The organism is Halomonas ventosae, assembly GCF_004363555.1.
Taxonomy (GTDB): domain Bacteria; phylum Pseudomonadota; class Gammaproteobacteria; order Pseudomonadales; family Halomonadaceae; genus Halomonas; species Halomonas ventosae.
On the sequence record NZ_SNZJ01000002.1, the window covers coordinates 165,640 to 181,266 of the forward strand.

At 71.4% G+C, this 15,627-nt stretch carries 18 protein-coding genes; 2 read left to right on the plus strand and 16 right to left on the minus strand.

Going from position 1 to position 15,627, the window contains the following annotated elements; genetic code table 11:
• Window positions 1–52: 52 nt before the first annotated feature.
• From DFP85_RS02275 to DFP85_RS02300, 6 genes are all read right to left on the minus strand, one after another.
• Window positions 53–352, minus strand: a complete 300-nt coding sequence (locus DFP85_RS02275) for a DsrE family protein (protein ID WP_133634540.1) — start codon at window positions 350–352, stop codon at window positions 53–55.
• A 37-nt stretch (window positions 353–389) separates the two neighbouring features.
• Window positions 390–1,160, minus strand: coding sequence for an ABC transporter ATP-binding protein (locus DFP85_RS02280; RefSeq protein WP_133634542.1), 771 nt, complete (start codon window positions 1,158–1,160; stop codon window positions 390–392).
• On the minus strand, window positions 1,157–1,921 hold the full coding sequence (locus DFP85_RS02285; RefSeq protein ID WP_133634544.1) for an ABC transporter permease: 765 nt from the start codon (window positions 1,919–1,921) through the stop codon (window positions 1,157–1,159). Before DFP85_RS02285 ends, DFP85_RS02280 begins: the two co-directional genes overlap by 4 nt.
• The gene (locus DFP85_RS02290; protein ID WP_133634546.1) at window positions 1,918–2,946 is read right to left on the minus strand and encodes an ABC transporter substrate-binding protein; all 1,029 of its coding nucleotides are present in this window, start codon (window positions 2,944–2,946) and stop codon (window positions 1,918–1,920) included. Before DFP85_RS02290 ends, DFP85_RS02285 begins: the two co-directional genes overlap by 4 nt.
• Window positions 2,947–3,107: 161 nt before the next feature.
• Window positions 3,108–3,629, minus strand: a complete 522-nt coding sequence (locus DFP85_RS02295; RefSeq protein ID WP_133634548.1) for a C40 family peptidase — start codon at window positions 3,627–3,629, stop codon at window positions 3,108–3,110.
• A 51-nt stretch (window positions 3,630–3,680) separates the two neighbouring features.
• Window positions 3,681–4,025 (minus strand): hypothetical protein, encoded by a 345-nt coding sequence (locus DFP85_RS02300; protein WP_133634550.1) that lies wholly within the window; start codon window positions 4,023–4,025, stop codon window positions 3,681–3,683.
• A 244-nt stretch (window positions 4,026–4,269) separates the two neighbouring features.
• Here DFP85_RS02300 and gloA point away from each other — a divergent pair, with 244 nt between their 5' ends.
• Together gloA and DFP85_RS02310 are read left to right on the plus strand one after the other, a co-directional pair.
• A complete protein-coding gene (gene gloA / locus DFP85_RS02305; RefSeq protein ID WP_133634552.1) occupies window positions 4,270–4,803 on the plus strand; it encodes a lactoylglutathione lyase in 534 nt (177 codons plus the stop codon).
• 102 nt (window positions 4,804–4,905) lie between these two features.
• On the plus strand, window positions 4,906–5,874 hold the full coding sequence (locus DFP85_RS02310) for an ABC transporter substrate-binding protein (protein ID WP_133634554.1): 969 nt from the start codon (window positions 4,906–4,908) through the stop codon (window positions 5,872–5,874).
• Between the two features lie 87 nt (window positions 5,875–5,961).
• On the opposite strand, the gene DFP85_RS02315 is transcribed toward DFP85_RS02310, so the two are convergent.
• From DFP85_RS02315 to DFP85_RS18845, 10 genes are all read right to left on the minus strand, one after another.
• Entirely contained in the window at window positions 5,962–6,699 is a 738-nt protein-coding gene (locus tag DFP85_RS02315) for a DODA-type extradiol aromatic ring-opening family dioxygenase (protein WP_133634556.1), read from the minus strand.
• 66 nt (window positions 6,700–6,765) lie between these two features.
• Entirely contained in the window at window positions 6,766–7,188 is a 423-nt protein-coding gene (locus tag DFP85_RS02320) for a DoxX family protein (RefSeq protein ID WP_133634558.1), read from the minus strand.
• Between the two features lie 113 nt (window positions 7,189–7,301).
• A complete protein-coding gene (locus tag DFP85_RS02325; protein WP_133634560.1) occupies window positions 7,302–8,195 on the minus strand; it encodes a LysR family transcriptional regulator in 894 nt (297 codons plus the stop codon).
• A gap of 25 nt (window positions 8,196–8,220) precedes the next feature.
• Window positions 8,221–9,390 (minus strand): lipocalin-like domain-containing protein, encoded by a 1,170-nt coding sequence (locus DFP85_RS02330; RefSeq protein WP_133634562.1) that lies wholly within the window; start codon window positions 9,388–9,390, stop codon window positions 8,221–8,223.
• The gene (locus DFP85_RS02335; protein ID WP_133634564.1) at window positions 9,387–11,924 is read right to left on the minus strand and encodes an FtsX-like permease family protein; all 2,538 of its coding nucleotides are present in this window, start codon (window positions 11,922–11,924) and stop codon (window positions 9,387–9,389) included. The genes DFP85_RS02330 and DFP85_RS02335 overlap by 4 nt, the downstream gene beginning before the upstream one ends.
• Complete coding sequence (locus DFP85_RS02340) at window positions 11,915–12,598, minus strand: ABC transporter ATP-binding protein (protein WP_133634566.1); 684 nt, start codon at window positions 12,596–12,598, stop codon at window positions 11,915–11,917. Before DFP85_RS02340 ends, DFP85_RS02335 begins: the two co-directional genes overlap by 10 nt.
• Window positions 12,599–12,703: 105 nt before the next feature.
• Window positions 12,704–13,744, minus strand: a complete 1,041-nt coding sequence (locus DFP85_RS02345) for a metal ABC transporter solute-binding protein, Zn/Mn family (RefSeq protein WP_133634568.1) — start codon at window positions 13,742–13,744, stop codon at window positions 12,704–12,706.
• 37 nt (window positions 13,745–13,781) lie between these two features.
• A complete protein-coding gene (locus DFP85_RS02350; RefSeq protein ID WP_133634570.1) occupies window positions 13,782–14,672 on the minus strand; it encodes a metal ABC transporter permease in 891 nt (296 codons plus the stop codon).
• Window positions 14,656–15,390, minus strand: coding sequence for a metal ABC transporter ATP-binding protein (locus tag DFP85_RS02355; protein WP_133634572.1), 735 nt, complete (start codon window positions 15,388–15,390; stop codon window positions 14,656–14,658). Before DFP85_RS02355 ends, DFP85_RS02350 begins: the two co-directional genes overlap by 17 nt.
• On the minus strand, window positions 15,390–15,539 hold the full coding sequence (locus DFP85_RS18845; protein ID WP_166644574.1) for a hypothetical protein: 150 nt from the start codon (window positions 15,537–15,539) through the stop codon (window positions 15,390–15,392). The genes DFP85_RS02355 and DFP85_RS18845 overlap by 1 nt, the downstream gene beginning before the upstream one ends.
• Window positions 15,540–15,627 lie beyond the last annotated feature (88 nt).

Here is a 15,627-nt window from a genome sequence, read left to right on the forward strand (position 1 = left end):
TTGCAACTTAACGCCCGCTTAAGGCAGCAACAGAGGCGTCGTCCCCGCCGGGTCAGGCGCGGATATAGGCCCAGCCCTCGGCCTGCCGCTCGGCCAGGGTGACCACCGCCGCCTCCACCTCGGCCAGTCCCCGGGGGTTTTCGAGCCCCTGGCCGGCCAGGGAATTGCGGCACAGTCGCAGCAGGGGGTCGGTCTCGTCGGGGGTCGCCAGGGCCGCGGCCACCGCCCCCGCGTTGGCCACTATCAGCACCTCGGCATCGGGCCGGGCCTTGCTCAGGTTGTGGGCGTTGCGGCGGGCCCGGGCGAGGGCCTCGGCGGTGGGAGCGTGCAGCAGGACGCGTAGCGTGGCCATGTGACCTCCGGGGTCTCGATGGTGAGGGAAAGACGCGTCAGTGGGCGGCGCCGATATGGCGCTCCACGGCCTGCAGGCAGTCGGCGAAGCCCGGGTGGTCGCGGCGGTCGTCCAGCGGCAGCGGGATGTCCAGGGTCTCCACCACCCCCGCCGGCTGGCCTGCTGCCTGGCCGCCCAGCACCATCACCCGGTCGGCGAGCAGCACGGCCTCCTCGATGTCGTGGGTGACGAAGACGATGGCGGCCTCGGTACGCCGGCGCAGGTCGACCAGCTCCTGCTGGAGGCGGCGCCGGGTGATGGCGTCCAGCGCCGAGAAGGGCTCGTCCATGAACAGCACCCGCGGGCGCACGGCCAGGGCCCGGGCGATGCCCACCCGCTGCTGCTGGCCACCCGAGAGTGTATGCGGCCAGCGCTCGGCGAGCTCCTCCAGCCCCACCAGCGCCAGGGGCTCCAGGGCCCGCCGTCGTCGCTCGGCCCGTGAGAGGGCCAGCCCCTCCAGGCCCAGTTCCACGTTGGCACGCACGCGACGCCAGGGGAAGAGGCGCGGCGCCTGGAAGACCATCGACCAGGCCCGGGTGTCGCGGGCCCTGCCCTCGGGAATCTCGACCGTGCCCTCCTGGGGGGCGAGCAGGCCGGCCAGGGCGCGCAGCAGGGTCGACTTGCCGACCCCCGAGGCGCCCACCACGGCGACGAACTCCCGGGGGTGGAGGTCGAGGTCGACGCCGGCGAGCACCGGCGTGCCGCCGAAGCCCAGCCGGATGCCGCGCGCGCTCAGCACCGGGGGCAGGGTCGTCTGGGAGGCGGTCATGGCTGCCACCTGAGCAGTCGGCGCTGCAGGGTCATGAACAAGAAGTCGAAGGCGGCATAGAGTCCGGCGATGGTCAGCATGTAGACCACCACGATGTCGGTGGCGAGCAGGCTGGAGGCCTCCATCATGCGCTGGCCGATGCCCGGGATACCGAACAGCTCGGCGGCCACCACCGTCATCCAGCCCTGGCCCAGGCCAGCGCGCAGCCCGCCGAGGATGCCCGGGGCCGCCGCCGGCAGGCTCACCTTGGCCAGCCGCGCCAGGAAGCCGCCCTGGCCGAAGGCCCGGGCGACCTCGTCATAGCCCGGGTCCACCGAGCGCACCGCGCTGTAGCTGGCGAAGTAGTTGATCCAGAACACACCGATGCTGATGATGAAGGCCGCCGCCGAGGGGTTGATGCCGAACCAGATGATGGCAAAGGGGATCCAAGCTAGCGGCGGAATGGGGCGCAGCAGCCGGGCCAGCCAGGCGTGCAGGGCGTCGACGGCCGGTAGCAGCGCCGCCGACACCCCCACGGTGATGCCCAGCAGCGAGCCCAGTAGCAGCCCCACGCTGTAGTGGGCGAGACTCGCCGTTACCACTTCGAGCCAGATGCCGTCGGCGATCTCGGCGGCCAGGACGCCGGGAATCGTCGAGGGCAGCGGCACCAGGCTGCCGGGCAGCAGGCCGCTGCGCAGGGCCAGTTCCCAGAACAGCAGGAAGGCGGCCAAGCCCAAGGCGCCGAGCAGGCTGCGGCGATGGCGCGACAGGACCGGTGTCATGATCCTGCCTGCTCCTCGGCCACCGCATCGTAGAGGTCGGTGTCGAACAGCGCGTCCAGGTCGACGCGCTTCCTGAGCGTGCCCTGGGCGGCCTGGAAGTCATGCATGGTGCGGGTGGCCTCAAGGATGGCATGGGGGTCGGCGAGGTAGTTCGAAGAGGGAGAGCGCAGGGCTGCCTCCACGGTATCGAGCCCGATCAGGCGCTTGCCGACGAACTCGCGGACGTGGGGCGCGGCCCGCTCGGGTTCCTCGACCAGTACCTCGGTGGCGCGCAGGTGCAGGGCCATCAGCGCACGCATCGCCTCCGGATGGTCCGCCAGCGCGCTCTCGCGGGCCGCCAGCACGGCCCCGGGCTGGCCCGGCAGCATCTCGTCGGCCCGGGCCACGACCCGGGCGCTGTCGTCGCGCTCCTGTACGGTGGTGAGGATCGGCTCGAGGATCGAGGCGGCATCCACCGCCCCGGCCAGCAGCGCCTGCTGGACCCGGTCGGCGCCCATGGCGACGATATCCACGGCCTCCTCGCCCACGGCCAGCTGTTCGACCAGCCAGTAGCGCAGCACGGTGTCGGGTACCGAGCCGCGGGGGAAGGTGGCGATCTGCGGCTTGCGGCCCTGCTCCTCGGTGAAGCGGGCGATGGCCTCGGCCGGATCCGCGACGCGGGCGAAGGTATCGGCCAGCTCGCCGCGGGCAACCAGGCCGATCTGCTCGCGGATGCTCGCCGCCAGCACCTTGATCGGCACGCCATTGGCGCGGGCGACCATGGCCGGCCCGATGCCGAAGTACATGACGTCGAGCTCGCCGGAGGCCAATGCCTGGACCATGGCTGGGCCGCTGGAGAAGCGGGTCAGCTCGAGTTCGAGGCCGGCATCGGACGTCCAGCCCTCGCCCTCCATCACGAACAGCTGGGCGACCGGCAGGATCGGCATGTAACCCACCTCGAGGCGGGTGGGGTCATCGGCCTGGGCCGGGCCGGCGGCGATCAGCAGGGCCACCAGCGGGGCCAGCAGGCGGGGGACGCGGGACATGGGCTCTCTCCGGGCGTGAATCACGACCCTTCATCCTAGTGCTTCGACCCCTTATGACGTAAATGTTTGCATAAAATAATTTTTTATACACATATGTTATTAGTTGCGCCCCGGGCGCTGACAGGAGGAGGCAGGCCTGGTGGGGCGGTTCGGCCGTGGCGTCAGGGCGCGGGCGCGGCGGCACCCAGGAAGCGCTCCTGCCAGTAGTCCAGCGCCAGGGTGGTGGTGGTGACCCGGCGACCCCGCCCCGGGGCGTGGATCATCTCGCCGTCGCCCAGGTAGATGCCCACGTGGCTTGCCTTGCGCCCCCCCGCGGTGGCGAAGAACAGCAGGTCGCCGGGGCGCGCCTCGTCAACCCGCGGCAGGGCCTCGAACTGCTGCCGGGAGGTGCGGGGCACGCGTATGCCGGCCCGTGAGTAGGCCCGCTGCACCAGCCCGGAGCAGTCCATGCCGCGCTCGGTGGTGCCGCCCAGGCGATAGGGGGTGCCCAAAGCGCGCCTGGCCTCGGCGAGGATCAGCGCCCGGTCGATGGAGAGCTCCCCCGGCGCGTCGCGAGTGGCGAGCTCGCGCCCCGCGCAGCCTGCCAGCAGGACGGCCAGCAGCAGCATGACCAGCATGCGGATGCTGGCCATCGGCAGGACACGGCCGGTCGCAGGACGGGGCAGGGCAGGGGTCGCGGGCATCTCCGGGTCACTCTCGGGCGGTCATGCCGTCAGCCTACCCCTTGGCTTGCATCAGCGAAAGGCGATGCGCGTGCCGCTGGCGAGCATCTCGTCCGGCGAGAGGGCGTGGCCCGGCACGCCGATCATCTCGTCGCCGCACTGGTCGCCCCAGGTCAGCACGCCATGGGTCAGGCCGATGCCGCCGAGCAGGTCGCGGATCTCGCCGGTGCCGAGGAAGGTGCGAGTAAGGCCCTGGCTGTCGGAGAGCTCCGAGACGTCGTTGGCGTGGTGGAAACGCACCGTGTAGATGCCATCCATCGACTCGACCTCGACGATCGGCGTGAGGCCATGGGCGACGGCATTGGCGATCTGCTTCAGGGTGACATGGTCACCCAGTTGATAGGCCGGGATGGACATGGGGCTGCCTCGTGAGGGGTCATGGATGTACAACTAGTGTAGAAGGTGGTTCGCCCATATCAAGCGCGTTTCTCGCTTGTGGCGATCGACGGTGCGGCGGCGAATGCAACATATGTATATGACTTATAAAGAGAGTGGCGGCCCCTGGTGCCGGGTGGGCTCCACCCGAGGGGGTGGAAAAGCGTGCCGGCCGCCCTCAAGTTCTTGACTCATCGACCATCCACCCTTGCGAGAAGGAGTCCCCATGAGCTTCCAGGGAGAGCAGCACCCCGGCGTCCAGGCGCCCACCGCGGATAGCGAGGGCTTTCGCCTCAACCACACCATGCTGCGGGTCAAGGACCCGGAGAAGGCGCTGGCCTTCTATACCCGGGTCTTCGGCATGCGAGTACTGCGTCGGCTCGACTTCGAGGAGATGCAGTTCTCGCTCTACTTCCTGGCGCGGCCGGAACCCGGCGAGCGCGTCCCGGAGGAGACCGGCGAGCGCACCGTCTGGACCTTCAGCCAGCGCGGGGTGCTCGAGCTGACCCACAACTGGGGCACCGAGGAGCAGCAGGACTTCGCCTACCACGACGGCAATGCCGAGCCCCAGGGCTTCGGGCATATCTGCTTCAGCGTGCCGGACCTCGAGGCCGCCCAGGCCTGGTTCGACGCCAACGACGTCACCTTCGTCAAGCGCGGCGACCAGGGCAAGATGAAGGACGTGGTCTTCGTCAAGGACGCCGACGGCTACTGGATCGAGGTCGTGCAGGCCGACCGTCTCGGCCAGATGGGCGACTGACCCCTCTCCGTGCTGCCAGCGGGGCGGCCTTTGCCTTAAACGGCGCTGGGGGATAAGGTCTTGGCCATGTTCGTTCATGGCATGACCTGCCAAGGAGACCCGATGAAAGCGCTGAACCGTCCCGTGACCCTGGCCCTGGCCGGTGCCCTGCTGGCCGCTCCGCTGGCCTGGAGCTCCGTTGCCCTGGCCGAGGAGCCCGAGCAGGTGCGCTTCTCCGTGCCCGCCTGGCCCGGCGTGACCGTCAAGACCGCCCTGGCCGCCCAGCTGCTGGATGCCCTGGGCTACCAGACCCGCCAGCAGGAGCTCGGCTCCACCATCACCTACGAGGCCCTCACCCAGCGCGAGCTGGATGCCTTCCTCGCCGCCTGGCTGCCCGCCCAGCAGTCGATGTTCGACGCCACCATGGAGAAGGGCCTGATCGTCGACCTCGGCAACAACGTCGAGGGCGCACGCCTGGGCTTCGCGGTGCCGACCTATGTCTATGACGCCGGCGTGACCTCTGCCGAGGACCTGGCCGACGAGGAGATCGCCGAGAAGCTCGGTCGCACCGTCTACTCCATCGAGGTCGGCTCGGGCATGAGCGACACCCTCAACGAGGCGGTGGAGAACGACACCTATGGCCTGGGTGACTGGAACCTCTCCGAGACCTCCACGCCGGGCATGCTCAGCGCGGTGGACGCGGCCATCAACCGCGAGGAGTGGATCGTCTTCGCCGGCTGGACGCCCCACTGGATGAATATCGAGTATGACGTCGAGTACCTGACCGACACCCAGGACATGTGGGGCCCCGACGGCGGGCGCAGCGACGTGCGTACCCTGGTGACCAGCGACTTTGCCGAGGCCGCCCCCAATGCCACGCGGCTGCTCGACCAGCTCAGCTTCACCGCCGATGACCAGAGCGCGATGATCCGCGGCTTCAGCTACGAGGAGCGCGAGCCCGAGGCGGTGGCGCTGGACTGGATCCGCGCCAACCCGGCCAAGGTGAAGGCCTTCCTGGAAGGGGTCACCACGCGCGACGGCGAGCCGGGCTGGTCGGCCGTGCAGCAGGCGCTGGAGATCCCCGACGCCTGATCCTGCCGCGATGAGTGACACGACGAGGCCGCCCCACGGGGCGGCCTCTTGCGCTCTGGCCTGGCCCTTTCCCGGGCGCCCCGCTCCTCAGGCGAAGGCATAGAGGTCCATGGCCAGCACACCATGCTCCACGCTGTGGTGCAGCCGCTTGCCCGGCCCGCCGGCCCCCATGGCCACCAGCAGCGGCTGGAAGTGTTCCGCGGTGGGATGGTTCTTGCGGGCCTGGGGGGCGCGTTTCCAGGCCAGCAGCGCCTCGCGGTCATCCGCTTCTAGCCGGGCATGGACCCAGTCGACGAACTCGCCGACCCAGGCCGGCGTCGGCGCCGCCAGGGCCTGCATTTCCGCCAGGTTGTGGGTCAGGCTGCCCGAGCCGACCACCAGGATGCCCTCCTCGCGCAGTGCGGCCAGCTTCTCGCCCAGGGCCACCAGCTCGGCGTTGGACCATCCCACCGGCAGCGACAGCGAGACCACCGGGATCTCGGCCTCGGGATACATCAGCGACAGCGGCACCCAGGCGCCGTGGTCCAGGCCACGCTCGGTGGGCACGGCGTTGAGTTCGCGGGCCAGGCGCATCGCCAGCGCCGGGTCGCCCGGGGCGGGGTACTGGCACTCGAAGAGCGCCCGGGGGAAGCCGCTGAAGTCGTGGAGGGTCTCGGGACGCTCGCTGGTGCTGACCAGCAGCTGGCGGCTGGCCCAGTGGGCCGAGACCACCAGGATGGCCTTGGGTTGCCTCTCATGACCCAGCCGGCGCAGGAAGTCGTGGGCCGGCCCGGGGGTCAGGGCCAGCATCGGCGAACCATGGGAAATGAACAGGCTGGGCAGCATCTCGGCTCTCCTCCGGTGGACGGGCGCCGGCCCCGAGGGGCCGGCGCGGTCGAGGTGGATGATGGGTTAGGCGAAGCGGCGGTTAAGAGTCAGGCTGCCGCTGCCCAGGCCGGCCTGGACCAGCAGGGCGATGGCCCAGAATACCGGGAACTCCCAGCCGCCGCCCTCGCTGGAGAAGACCCAGCCGTTGCCCAGGTGGACCCAGGCGGCGCCGAGCAGCACCGGGACCAGGGCCAGGCTTACCCAGCGGGTGAAGAGGCCAAGGATCAGTGCCATGCCGCCGCCCACCTCGGCGAGGATGGTCAGGTAGGCCAGCACGCCGGGTAGGCCCAGCGACTCGAAGTAGCCCACGGTGCCGGGCACGGTGAAGAGGAAGACCTTCATCAGGCCGTGGGCCAGGGTCATGACGCCGAGCGCGAGGCGCAGCAGGGCGATGGCGTGGGGCTGCAGGGACTCGGGGCGGTTCGCGGCAAGGGGCTGGGGGGTCATGGTGTCAATCTCCGTCGAGGGGGTGGGGTATGTCGATGGGGTTCACTCTACCCGCGACCCGTCAGGAGATAATCTGGCCTGCATGAAAATCATTGTTGCGTAAATAGCGACAATTAAAGCTCCCGCTCCCAGGTCGGTGGGTCTCCCCAGGCCGCGGCCAGGAAGTCGAGGAAGCGCTCGATCTTGGCCGGCAGGTGGCGGCGAGCCGGAAACACGCCGTGGATGCCCAGCGTCACCGGCGCCTCATCGGTGAGGATCGGGACCAGCCGCCCGCGGCGGATGCTCTCGGCGACCAGGAAGCTTGGCTGATGCACGATGCCGAGCCCGGCCTCGGCGGCCTGGGTCAGGACATCGCCATTGTTGCTGTCCAGCGGCCCCTGCACGGCCAGGCGCCGGCCCCCCAGCTGCCACTCGGTGCCGCCGCCGTTGCGATAGCGCAGGCAGCGGTGCCCGGCCAGCGCCTCGAGGCTCTCGGGCTGGCCGTGTGCGGCGAGGTAGCCGGGCGAGGCGCACAGCAGCAGCCGGCAGCGCGTCAGGCGGCGGGCCACCAGGCTCGAGTCCGGCAGTTCCCCGATGCGGATCGCCAGGTCATAGCCCTCCTCGAGCAGGTCCACGCGACGGTCGTTGAGGTCGAGGCGCACCTCCAGGTCGGGGTGCTCGACCATGAAGCGGGTGACCTGGGGCGCCAGGTGGCGAGTGCCGAAGCTCATCGGGCCGTTGAGCCGCAGGCGGCCCCGCACCTCGAGGTGGCCCGCGCCGACCTCGGCCTCGGCCTCCTGCAGCGCCTGCAGGATGCCCTGGGCCCGCGCCAGGTAGCGCTCGCCCGCCTCGGTCAGGTGCAGGCGCCGAGTGGTGCGCTGGATCAGGCGAACCTCGAGGTGGGCCTCCAGCTGCATGACCAGCCGCGACACCCGGGTCCGCGACAGCTCCAGGGCCTCCGCGGCCCGGGTATAGCTGCCCAGCTCGGCAACACGGACGAAGGCGGTGATGGCATCCAGCAGCGGCATGGCGGTCCTCCCGGTCGTCATCGGCTCAGTAGCCGGTCATCTCGAGATAGCCCCGCCCTCGCGGCGCGCCACTGGCGTGGTCGGTCACCCTCACCGCGCCCTCCCAGTAGCTCACCGTGGTGGCCATCCAGCGATCGGCATGGGGCGCCTCGACCGTGAGGTCGAGGCCCTGGTCCGGAAGCCGCAGCCGCCAGCGGGTAGGCAGCGTCCGGCCGGCCACGGTCGAGGTGGCCAGGGGCTCGAGGGCGAGGCTGTCGTCATCGAGGGGGGTGGTCTCGCCCTCGGGGGTGATCCAGCTGCCCGAGAGGTAGTCGCCCCCGTCCTCGCCGCCGCCGCGCAGGCGGAAGGCCATCAGCCGGTGGCCATCGGCCAGGTGCAGCGAGAACCAGTCCCAGCCCGCCTGGTCGGGGCCGAGCAGCTGGCTGCTCCACTCGCGGTCGAGCCAGGCGCGGCCCGTCACCCGCCGGGATTCACCGTCCAGGGTCACCTCGCCGCTGACCCGGTAGAAGGGCTGGCTGACGTAGATCGAGCCCTGGCCGTCGGCGGACTTCTGGCTGAAGCCATTCTCTCCATGGCGCACCAGGGGCCCCTCGGCGTCCAGCAACAGCCGGTAGCCGAAGGGAGCGCCGTCATGCTCGGCCGTGGCGACCAGTTCAAGCTGTGACAGGGCATCCCGGTCGCTTTCCCCGACGCGGCTGGTCAGCGTCCAGTCGTCGAGCCAGGCGTGGAAGGGGGCCGCGGTGACGCCCGCCTGGTCCCGCCCGGGGTCGCTTTCCCGGGAGCCGCCCCGGGCGAAGCGTTCGGCCACCCGGTGGGTATCGCCCCGGGAGACGGCCATATGGGCCATCCACAGCTGGTCGGCGGCCCAGGGGCCGGCCGTCTCGGGGCGCTCGGCGGGAGGCAGCTGGGCCTGGCGGAACAGGGTCCACTGCACGCCGAGTGGCTCGCCGCTGGCATCTTCCAGGTTGGCGGTCAGGTACCACCACTCCAGGCGATAGTCGGGATGGGGGCCGTGGTCCTCGGGAAAGCGCAGGCGGGTGCCTGGGGCGGCTTGGCGGAATCCCCCGGCCTCGGCGCCCAGCCCCGCGAAGCCCTGGGAGGGGACAGGGGGCGCCTCGTCCTCGCAGCCCGCCAGCCCTGTCGCCAGTACGGTAGCCAGCAGGGCGACCCCCAGCCAGGTCGGCCAGCCCTTCATGACGCCTCCTCCTCGGCCAGCAGGGTGCGGGGCGGCGTGCGCCACAGGGTCAGGGCCGGGAGGGCGGCCGCCAGCAGGGCCACCCCCAGGGCGGTGGCCAGGGTCAGCCCGATCTCGCCGGGGAAGACATGCAGCGGCAGGCGCCAGCCGAAGGCGGCCACGTTGATCACCGCCACCAGGCAGACGGTGATGGCGATACCCAGCGGCACGGCGGCGAGCCCCGTCACCAGTGCCGCCCCGCCCAGCTGGGCCAGCTGGATGGCGGCCAGGCGCCCCCGGGTCACGCCCAGCGCCCAGAGCGGCGCCAGCCGGCGGCGGCGCTCCCGAGCCTGGGCCAGCAGGCTGGCGAGCAGGGCCAGGGCCGCCACGGCCAGGGTCAGGGCGTTGAGGGCCCGGGTGATGGCGAAGGTGCGCTCGAAGATCTCGGTGGAGAGCGCCTTGACATCGCGCTGGTCGCGCAGTGCGTCGCGGCCCAGCCCGAAGCGGGCGTCGAGCGCCCGGGTGAGGGCTGGAGAGAGCGCCTCGGCCTGGCGCTCCCCCGGCGGGCCCGTGTCGGCGAGCACGATGCCCAGCGACCCCGGCGCGGCGGCGAAGCGCTCCCGCAGCGCGGCCGTGGCCAGCAGCACCTCGCCGCGGGGGTTGCCGTAGTCGGGGTAGATGGCGGCCACCGTCACCCGCTGTTGGCCGCCCGGCGAGCGCAGCACCAGCCGGTCCCCGGGGCCGATGCCCTGGCCGAGGGCCAGCTGCTCGTTGATGAAGGCCTCGCCCTCCTCGAGGGCGCGCCAGGCCGCCTCCCGCCCGGCCCGGGTCTCGAGCAGTGGCCAGGTCGGGGTGAGCCGGGCGCCCGGGGTGATGCCGAACAGCGTCATCGGCACCGCGAGGCCCCGAGGGTCGTCCCCGGCCTGCACCTCGAGCAGGGTCGACTCGGCGTCGGCGGTGGGCAGCAGCTCGGCGACCTCGTCGCGGGCGACCAGCCAGGCCTGCACCGCGTCGAACTGTCCGGCCGGCGGGCGCAGGTAGAGGTCGGCGGTCAGCCGCTGGTCGAGCCAGTCGAGGAAGGTCAGGCGAAAGCCGCCGACCATGCTGCCCACCCCCAGGTTGGCGGAGAGCGCGATCAGCAGCGCCATCATGGCCAGCGACAGCCGCGGCAGCTGGAGCTGCAGGTCGGCCAGCGCCCACTGGGTCAGGGGACGGTGCCGGGCGAGCCGGCCCAGGCCGGAAAGCCCGGCCGCCAGCAGCGGCGACAGCCAGAGGGCGCAGGCCAGCATCATCGCCCCCACCAGCACGAAACCGGCGAGGAGCCCCTCGCCGGCGGGCTGCGTGGCCAGCCAGGCCCACATCGCCAGGGCCAGCAGGGCGGCCAGGGTGCCGGCGATGGCCTGGCCACGCAGCTGGCGCTGGAAGCCCGCGCGCCACGCCTGGGCCTGGCCGAGCCCCAGCACGCCGAGCCGAGCCGCCCGCCACAGGATGCCGCTGCCGGCAACGAAGAGCCCGCTCAGGGTCACGCCGAGCCCGCCCAGCCAGTAGTGCCAGGGCAGGCGCAGCTCGGTGCCCACCGCGGCGCCGTAGAGGCTCTGCAGCGTGGCCGCCACGTCCGGCAGCAGGGCCCGGGCCAGCCACACGCCGCTGGCGATGCCGGCCAGGGCGCCGATGACGCCCAGCAGCGCGAGTTCCAGCGCCAGCAGGGCGACCAGGGTGCGGCCCGGCACGCCCAGGGCGCGCAGGGTGCGCAGCAGCCCCAGGCGCTGCTCCAGCGCCAGCCCCAGCGCCGACTGGACGATGAAGAGCCCGACGATCAATGCCAGCAGCGCCATGGCGGTGAGGTTGAGATGGAAGCTCGCGGTGAGCTCGCCGGGGTCGACCAGGGTGTCGGCGCGGCCCAGCCGGTACCCCTCGGGGGCCGTCTCCAGCGCGCCGGCCGCGGTCACCAGCCGGCTCACCGCGTTGCCACGTTCCAGCAGCCGGGCCGCGACGGCGATGTCCACCACCAGGGTATCCGGCGGCAGCGCCGGGGCGAGGACCAGTGGCGGCAGCCGCCGTCCATCGGCCAGCGTGGGCTCGGCGCCCGGGGCCGCCCGCCGCGCGAGCCCCAGCCGCGGGGCGGTATCCGGGGCCAGCCGGGTCTGCCAGGGCGGCGTGAAGAAGGCCGTCAGCTCGCCGCGGCTGCCCGCCGAGGCGAAGGCGCTGTCGCCGGGCAGGGTCAGCGGGTCGATGCCGATCACCGTCAGCCGCTCGCCCTCTTGTGTGACCACCTGGCCCTCCAGCAGCGGCGAGACCGGCAGGCCGGCGCGGCGCAGGCTCACGAAGTCCGCACGGTCCAGGGGCTCGCCATCGCGGCGCTCCAGGCGGTCCAGGCCGGTGGTGAAGAGTGCCTCGGCCCGGTCGTAGCTGTCGCGGGCCGAGGCGTTGATCGCCTGCACGCCGCTCCACAGCGCGCCGGCCACCCACAGGCCGAGCAGCAGCATGGCGAGCTGGCCGGGGTGGCGGCGATAGTGGGAGAGCAGGGTCAGCAGGGCGGTGAGTATCAGGGGCATGCGTCCTGCCCCGCCTCGGGTCTCGTCAGTCGGCCATGGGTGAGGTGCAGGCGGCGGTCCAGCGGGGCGGCCACGCGTGGGCTGTGGGTGACCATCAGCAGCGCGCAGCCGGTATCGCGGACCAGGGCCAGCAGCAGGTCCAGCACCTCGTCGGCGGTGCCTTCATCCAGGTTGCCGGTGGGCTCGTCGGCGAGCAGCAGGGCCGGGCGCGGCGCCAGGGCGCGGCCGATGGCCAGGCGCTGCTGCTGGCCGCCGGAGAGCTGTTCCGGGTAGCGCCTCGCCAGCCCGGCCAGGCCCAGCCGCTCGAGGAGCTCCGCCGTCCAGGAGCTATCCTCGCGTCCGGCGAGGCGCGCCTGCAGGCGCAGGTTGTCGAGCACCGAGAGGCTCGGCACCAGGTGGAACTGCTGGAACACCAGCCCCAGGGTCTCGCGACGCAGCCGGGCCCGGCCCGCCTCGCCGAGCGACGAAATGGCCCGGCCGGCCACCCTGACCTCGCCGCGGTCGGGCAGGTCGAGCCCCGCGGCCAGGTGGAGCAGGGTCGACTTGCCGCTGCCCGACTCGCCCATCAGTGCCAGGCTCTCGCCGGCGTCCAGGGTCAGGTCGACCCCAGCCAGCACCTCGAGGGGCCCCTGGGGCGTGGCATAGGCCTTGTGGACCTGGCGGAACTCGAGCATGGCGGCCTTCCTGGCGGTAGAGGCTTCGATGGTCCCACAAAATCGGTGTCCATATGAAAACAGCGCCACCCGAAGGTGGCGCTGGTCGCGTCATGAGCCTGTCGCTCAGTGACTGTGCCCGTGGTCATCGTCATGCTCGTGGTCGTCATTGCCATGGTCATCATGGCCCGGCTCGGCCAGGGCATCGTGCAGGGTACGGGCGTTGTGGCGCATCATGCCGAGCCAGCTGCTGGCCTCGCCGTCGCTTGCCAGGGCGTCGGCATAGAGGGTGCCGGCCACCGGCAGGCCGGTCTCCTCGGCCAGCTGGTCGATCATCGCCGGGCTGGTCATGTTCTCGTGGAACAGCGCCTGGACGTTCTCCTCGCGGATCACGTCGATCAGCCGGGCCATGTTGGCCGCGCTGGGCTCGGCCTCGGTGGAGAGCCCCTGGGGAGAGAGGAACGTCAGGCCATAGGCGCGGGCGAAGTGGCCGAAGGAGTCGTGGCCGGTGATCACGCTGGTGCCGGCGGGAATCTCGCCGAGCAGTTCGCGAAGTTCGCGATCGACGGCGGCGACCTCCTTGAGGTAGCGCTCGGCGCCGGCCCCGTAGGCCGCACTGTTATCCGGGTCGGCCTCGATCAGGCCCTCGAGGATATTGGCCACGTAGACCTGGCCCATCCCCAGGTCCTGCCAGGCGTGGGGGTCGATGGGGCCATGGTTATGGCCGTTATGGGCCTCGTTGCCCTCATCGCCATGCGCTTCATGCCCGTGATCATGCGCATTGTCCTCGTGGTCGTCATGGCCGTCATCCTCGGCGGTGGCGATCCTCGCCTCGATGCCGTCGGTGGCCACCACCAGGGGGCCGGTGAAGTCGCTGGCGTCGATCAGCCGTTCCATCCAGCCCTCGAACTGCAGACCGTTGAAGACCACGAGGTCGGCCTCGGCCAGGGCGCGGGCGTCGGTGGGGCGCGGCGAGTAGACATGGGCATCGCTGTCCGGCCCCACCAGGGCGGTCACCTGGACATGCTCGCCGCCGACGTTCTCGATCATGTCGGCGAGGATGCTGAAGCTGGTGACCACCTGGACCCGCTCGGCGGCCAGGGCGGCGGGCAACGCCAGCAGGGTGGAGACCCCGGCGAGCAGGGCAACGGGGTGGGAAAGACGCATGGCAGGCTTCCTCGATGGTTGTGTCAGGGGTGCTGTGTCAGTCGTGTTCGGGGGTGCCCAGCGGCGCGGCATGGCGGCGCCAGCGGGCGGTGAGGCTATGGTGGCGGCCGAACAGTGCGGAGAGCACGTAGCCGCTGCCTGCCAGCAGGATGATCGCCGGCCCCGACGGTAGGCTGAGGTGATAGGAGAGCAGCAGCCCGCCGGTGCTGGCCACCAGGGCGATGCCGATGGCGATGGCGATCAGCCCCTCCAGGCGCTGGCTCCAGAAGCGCGCCGTGGTCGCCGGCAGCATCATCAGGCCCACCGCCATCAGGGTGCCCAGGGTCTGGAAGCCGGCGGTGAGGTTGAGCACCACCAGTCCCAGGAAGATGCCGTGCACCACGCCGCCGCGCACCCCCTGGCCGCGCAGGAACAGCGGGTCCAGGCACTCCACCACCAGGGCGCGGAAGATCACCGCCAGGACCACCACGATCAGGCTGCTGATGCCGGCGATCAGCACCAGGGCGGTGGAGTCCACGGCCAGGATCGAGCCGAACAGCACATGGGTGAGGTCCACGCTGCTGCCGCCCAGCGACACCAGCATCACCCCGGCGGCCAGCGAGATCAGGAAGAAGCTGGCCATGGCCGAGTCCTCGCGGTGGCCGGTCATCTGCGACACGCTGCCGGCGAGCACCGCCACCAGCAGCCCCGAGAGGATGCCGCCCAGGCTCATGATCGGCAGCGAGAAGCCGGCGGCCAGGAAGCCCAGTGCCACCCCGGGCAGGATGGCGTGGGCCATGGCGTCGCCGATCAGGCTCATGCCGCGCAGCATCAGGAAGACCCCCAGCGGCGGGGCGGCCAGCGACAGCGCCAGGCCGGCCACCAGGGCGCGCTGCATGAACCCGTACTCGAGGGGCACCAGCAGCCAGGCGTCAAGCAGTGCCAGCATGGGAAGCATCCGGAAAGGTCAGGGGCAGGCGCGGCGCCCGGGGCGCCACACCGCCATGATGATCGAGCAGGGCATCCGGGCTGACCCAGCGGCCATGGCCGCCGGACAGCAGCAGCACGTCGTCGGCCAGGCGGGCAAGCTGCTCCATGTCGTGGATCACCACGATGATGGTGGCGCCTTGTCGGGCCATGTCGCGCAGCACCTCCATCAGCACGTCCACCGTCTCGATGTCGACGTTGGCGAAGGGCTCGTCGAGCAGCAGCAGCTCGGCCTCCTGCATCAGGGTGCGGCCCAGCAGGGCGCGCTGGCGCTGGCCGCCGGAGAGCTCGCCCAGCGGCCGGTGGGCCAGGTGCGAGATGCCCAGTCGGGCCATGATCTCGCGCCCGCGGCGGTAGTGGGCGGCACAGTAGCCCTTCAGGGCCCCATGGCTCGGCCAGGTGCCGGTCATGATCAGCTCTTCCACGCTCATCGGGAAGGTGAGGTCCAGCGCCAGCTGCTGGGGGAGCCAGGCGCAGCGCTCACGGGGGACCCGGCACTCCACGCGGCCGGCCACCGGGGCCAGCATGCCCATGATCGCCGAGATCAGCGTGCTCTTGCCGGCGCCGTTGGCGCCGATCAGGGCGGTGATGGCGCCATCCATGAAGCGGCCGTCCAGGTGCTCGAGGACCGTCTGGCCGCCGCGGGCCAGCTGCAGGTCGTGCAGTTGCAGGCGCGACATCAGGACCACCATCCCGCGGCCCAGGAGACCGTCAGCCACAGGGCGGCGAGCGGGGCCGCGACCAGCAACAGGCGGCGGGTCGCGGAGAGCGACATCAGCGAGAAGTGGCAGGGCCCTTCCGGGCGATGCCGGTGTCGATGGTGTGCCATGGGGGAGCCTCCGGAAAACTGGCGGAGGTTATAACATAACAATACGGGCGCTGGCCACCGCGAGATGCGACGCCGGGTGCTCTCCTCT

What these genes read in the sequence shown, in the direction of transcription:
- DFP85_RS02325 (WP_133634560.1), bottom strand. Translation starts at nt 8,195, where the DNA reads ATGCCGCTGCTGGATGCCATCACCGCCTTCGTCCGTGTTGCCGAGCTG.
- DFP85_RS02340 (WP_133634566.1), bottom strand. Translation starts at nt 12,598, where the DNA reads ATGCTCGAGTTCCGCCAGGTCCACAAGGCCTATGCCACGCCCCAGGGG.
- DFP85_RS02295 (WP_133634548.1), bottom strand. Translation starts at nt 3,629, where the DNA reads ATGCCCGCGACCCCTGCCCTGCCCCGTCCTGCGACCGGCCGTGTCCTG.
- DFP85_RS02280 (WP_133634542.1), bottom strand. Translation starts at nt 1,160, where the DNA reads ATGACCGCCTCCCAGACGACCCTGCCCCCGGTGCTGAGCGCGCGCGGC.
- DFP85_RS18845 (WP_166644574.1), bottom strand. Translation starts at nt 15,539, where the DNA reads ATGGCACACCATCGACACCGGCATCGCCCGGAAGGGCCCTGCCACTTC.
- DFP85_RS02350 (WP_133634570.1), bottom strand. Translation starts at nt 14,672, where the DNA reads ATGCTGGCACTGCTTGACGCCTGGCTGCTGGTGCCCCTCGAGTACGGG.
- DFP85_RS02310 (WP_133634554.1), top strand. Translation starts at nt 4,906, where the DNA reads ATGAAAGCGCTGAACCGTCCCGTGACCCTGGCCCTGGCCGGTGCCCTG.
- DFP85_RS02335 (WP_133634564.1), bottom strand. Translation starts at nt 11,924, where the DNA reads ATGCCCCTGATACTCACCGCCCTGCTGACCCTGCTCTCCCACTATCGC.
- DFP85_RS02330 (WP_133634562.1), bottom strand. Translation starts at nt 9,390, where the DNA reads ATGAAGGGCTGGCCGACCTGGCTGGGGGTCGCCCTGCTGGCTACCGTA.
- gloA (WP_133634552.1), top strand. Translation starts at nt 4,270, where the DNA reads ATGAGCTTCCAGGGAGAGCAGCACCCCGGCGTCCAGGCGCCCACCGCG.
- DFP85_RS02315 (WP_133634556.1), bottom strand. Translation starts at nt 6,699, where the DNA reads ATGCTGCCCAGCCTGTTCATTTCCCATGGTTCGCCGATGCTGGCCCTG.
- DFP85_RS02285 (WP_133634544.1), bottom strand. Translation starts at nt 1,921, where the DNA reads ATGACACCGGTCCTGTCGCGCCATCGCCGCAGCCTGCTCGGCGCCTTG.
- DFP85_RS02355 (WP_133634572.1), bottom strand. Translation starts at nt 15,390, where the DNA reads ATGTCGCGCCTGCAACTGCACGACCTGCAGCTGGCCCGCGGCGGCCAG.
- DFP85_RS02345 (WP_133634568.1), bottom strand. Translation starts at nt 13,744, where the DNA reads ATGCGTCTTTCCCACCCCGTTGCCCTGCTCGCCGGGGTCTCCACCCTG.
- DFP85_RS02275 (WP_133634540.1), bottom strand. Translation starts at nt 352, where the DNA reads ATGGCCACGCTACGCGTCCTGCTGCACGCTCCCACCGCCGAGGCCCTC.
- DFP85_RS02300 (WP_133634550.1), bottom strand. Translation starts at nt 4,025, where the DNA reads ATGTCCATCCCGGCCTATCAACTGGGTGACCATGTCACCCTGAAGCAG.
- DFP85_RS02290 (WP_133634546.1), bottom strand. Translation starts at nt 2,946, where the DNA reads ATGTCCCGCGTCCCCCGCCTGCTGGCCCCGCTGGTGGCCCTGCTGATC.
- DFP85_RS02320 (WP_133634558.1), bottom strand. Translation starts at nt 7,188, where the DNA reads ATGACCCCCCAGCCCCTTGCCGCGAACCGCCCCGAGTCCCTGCAGCCC.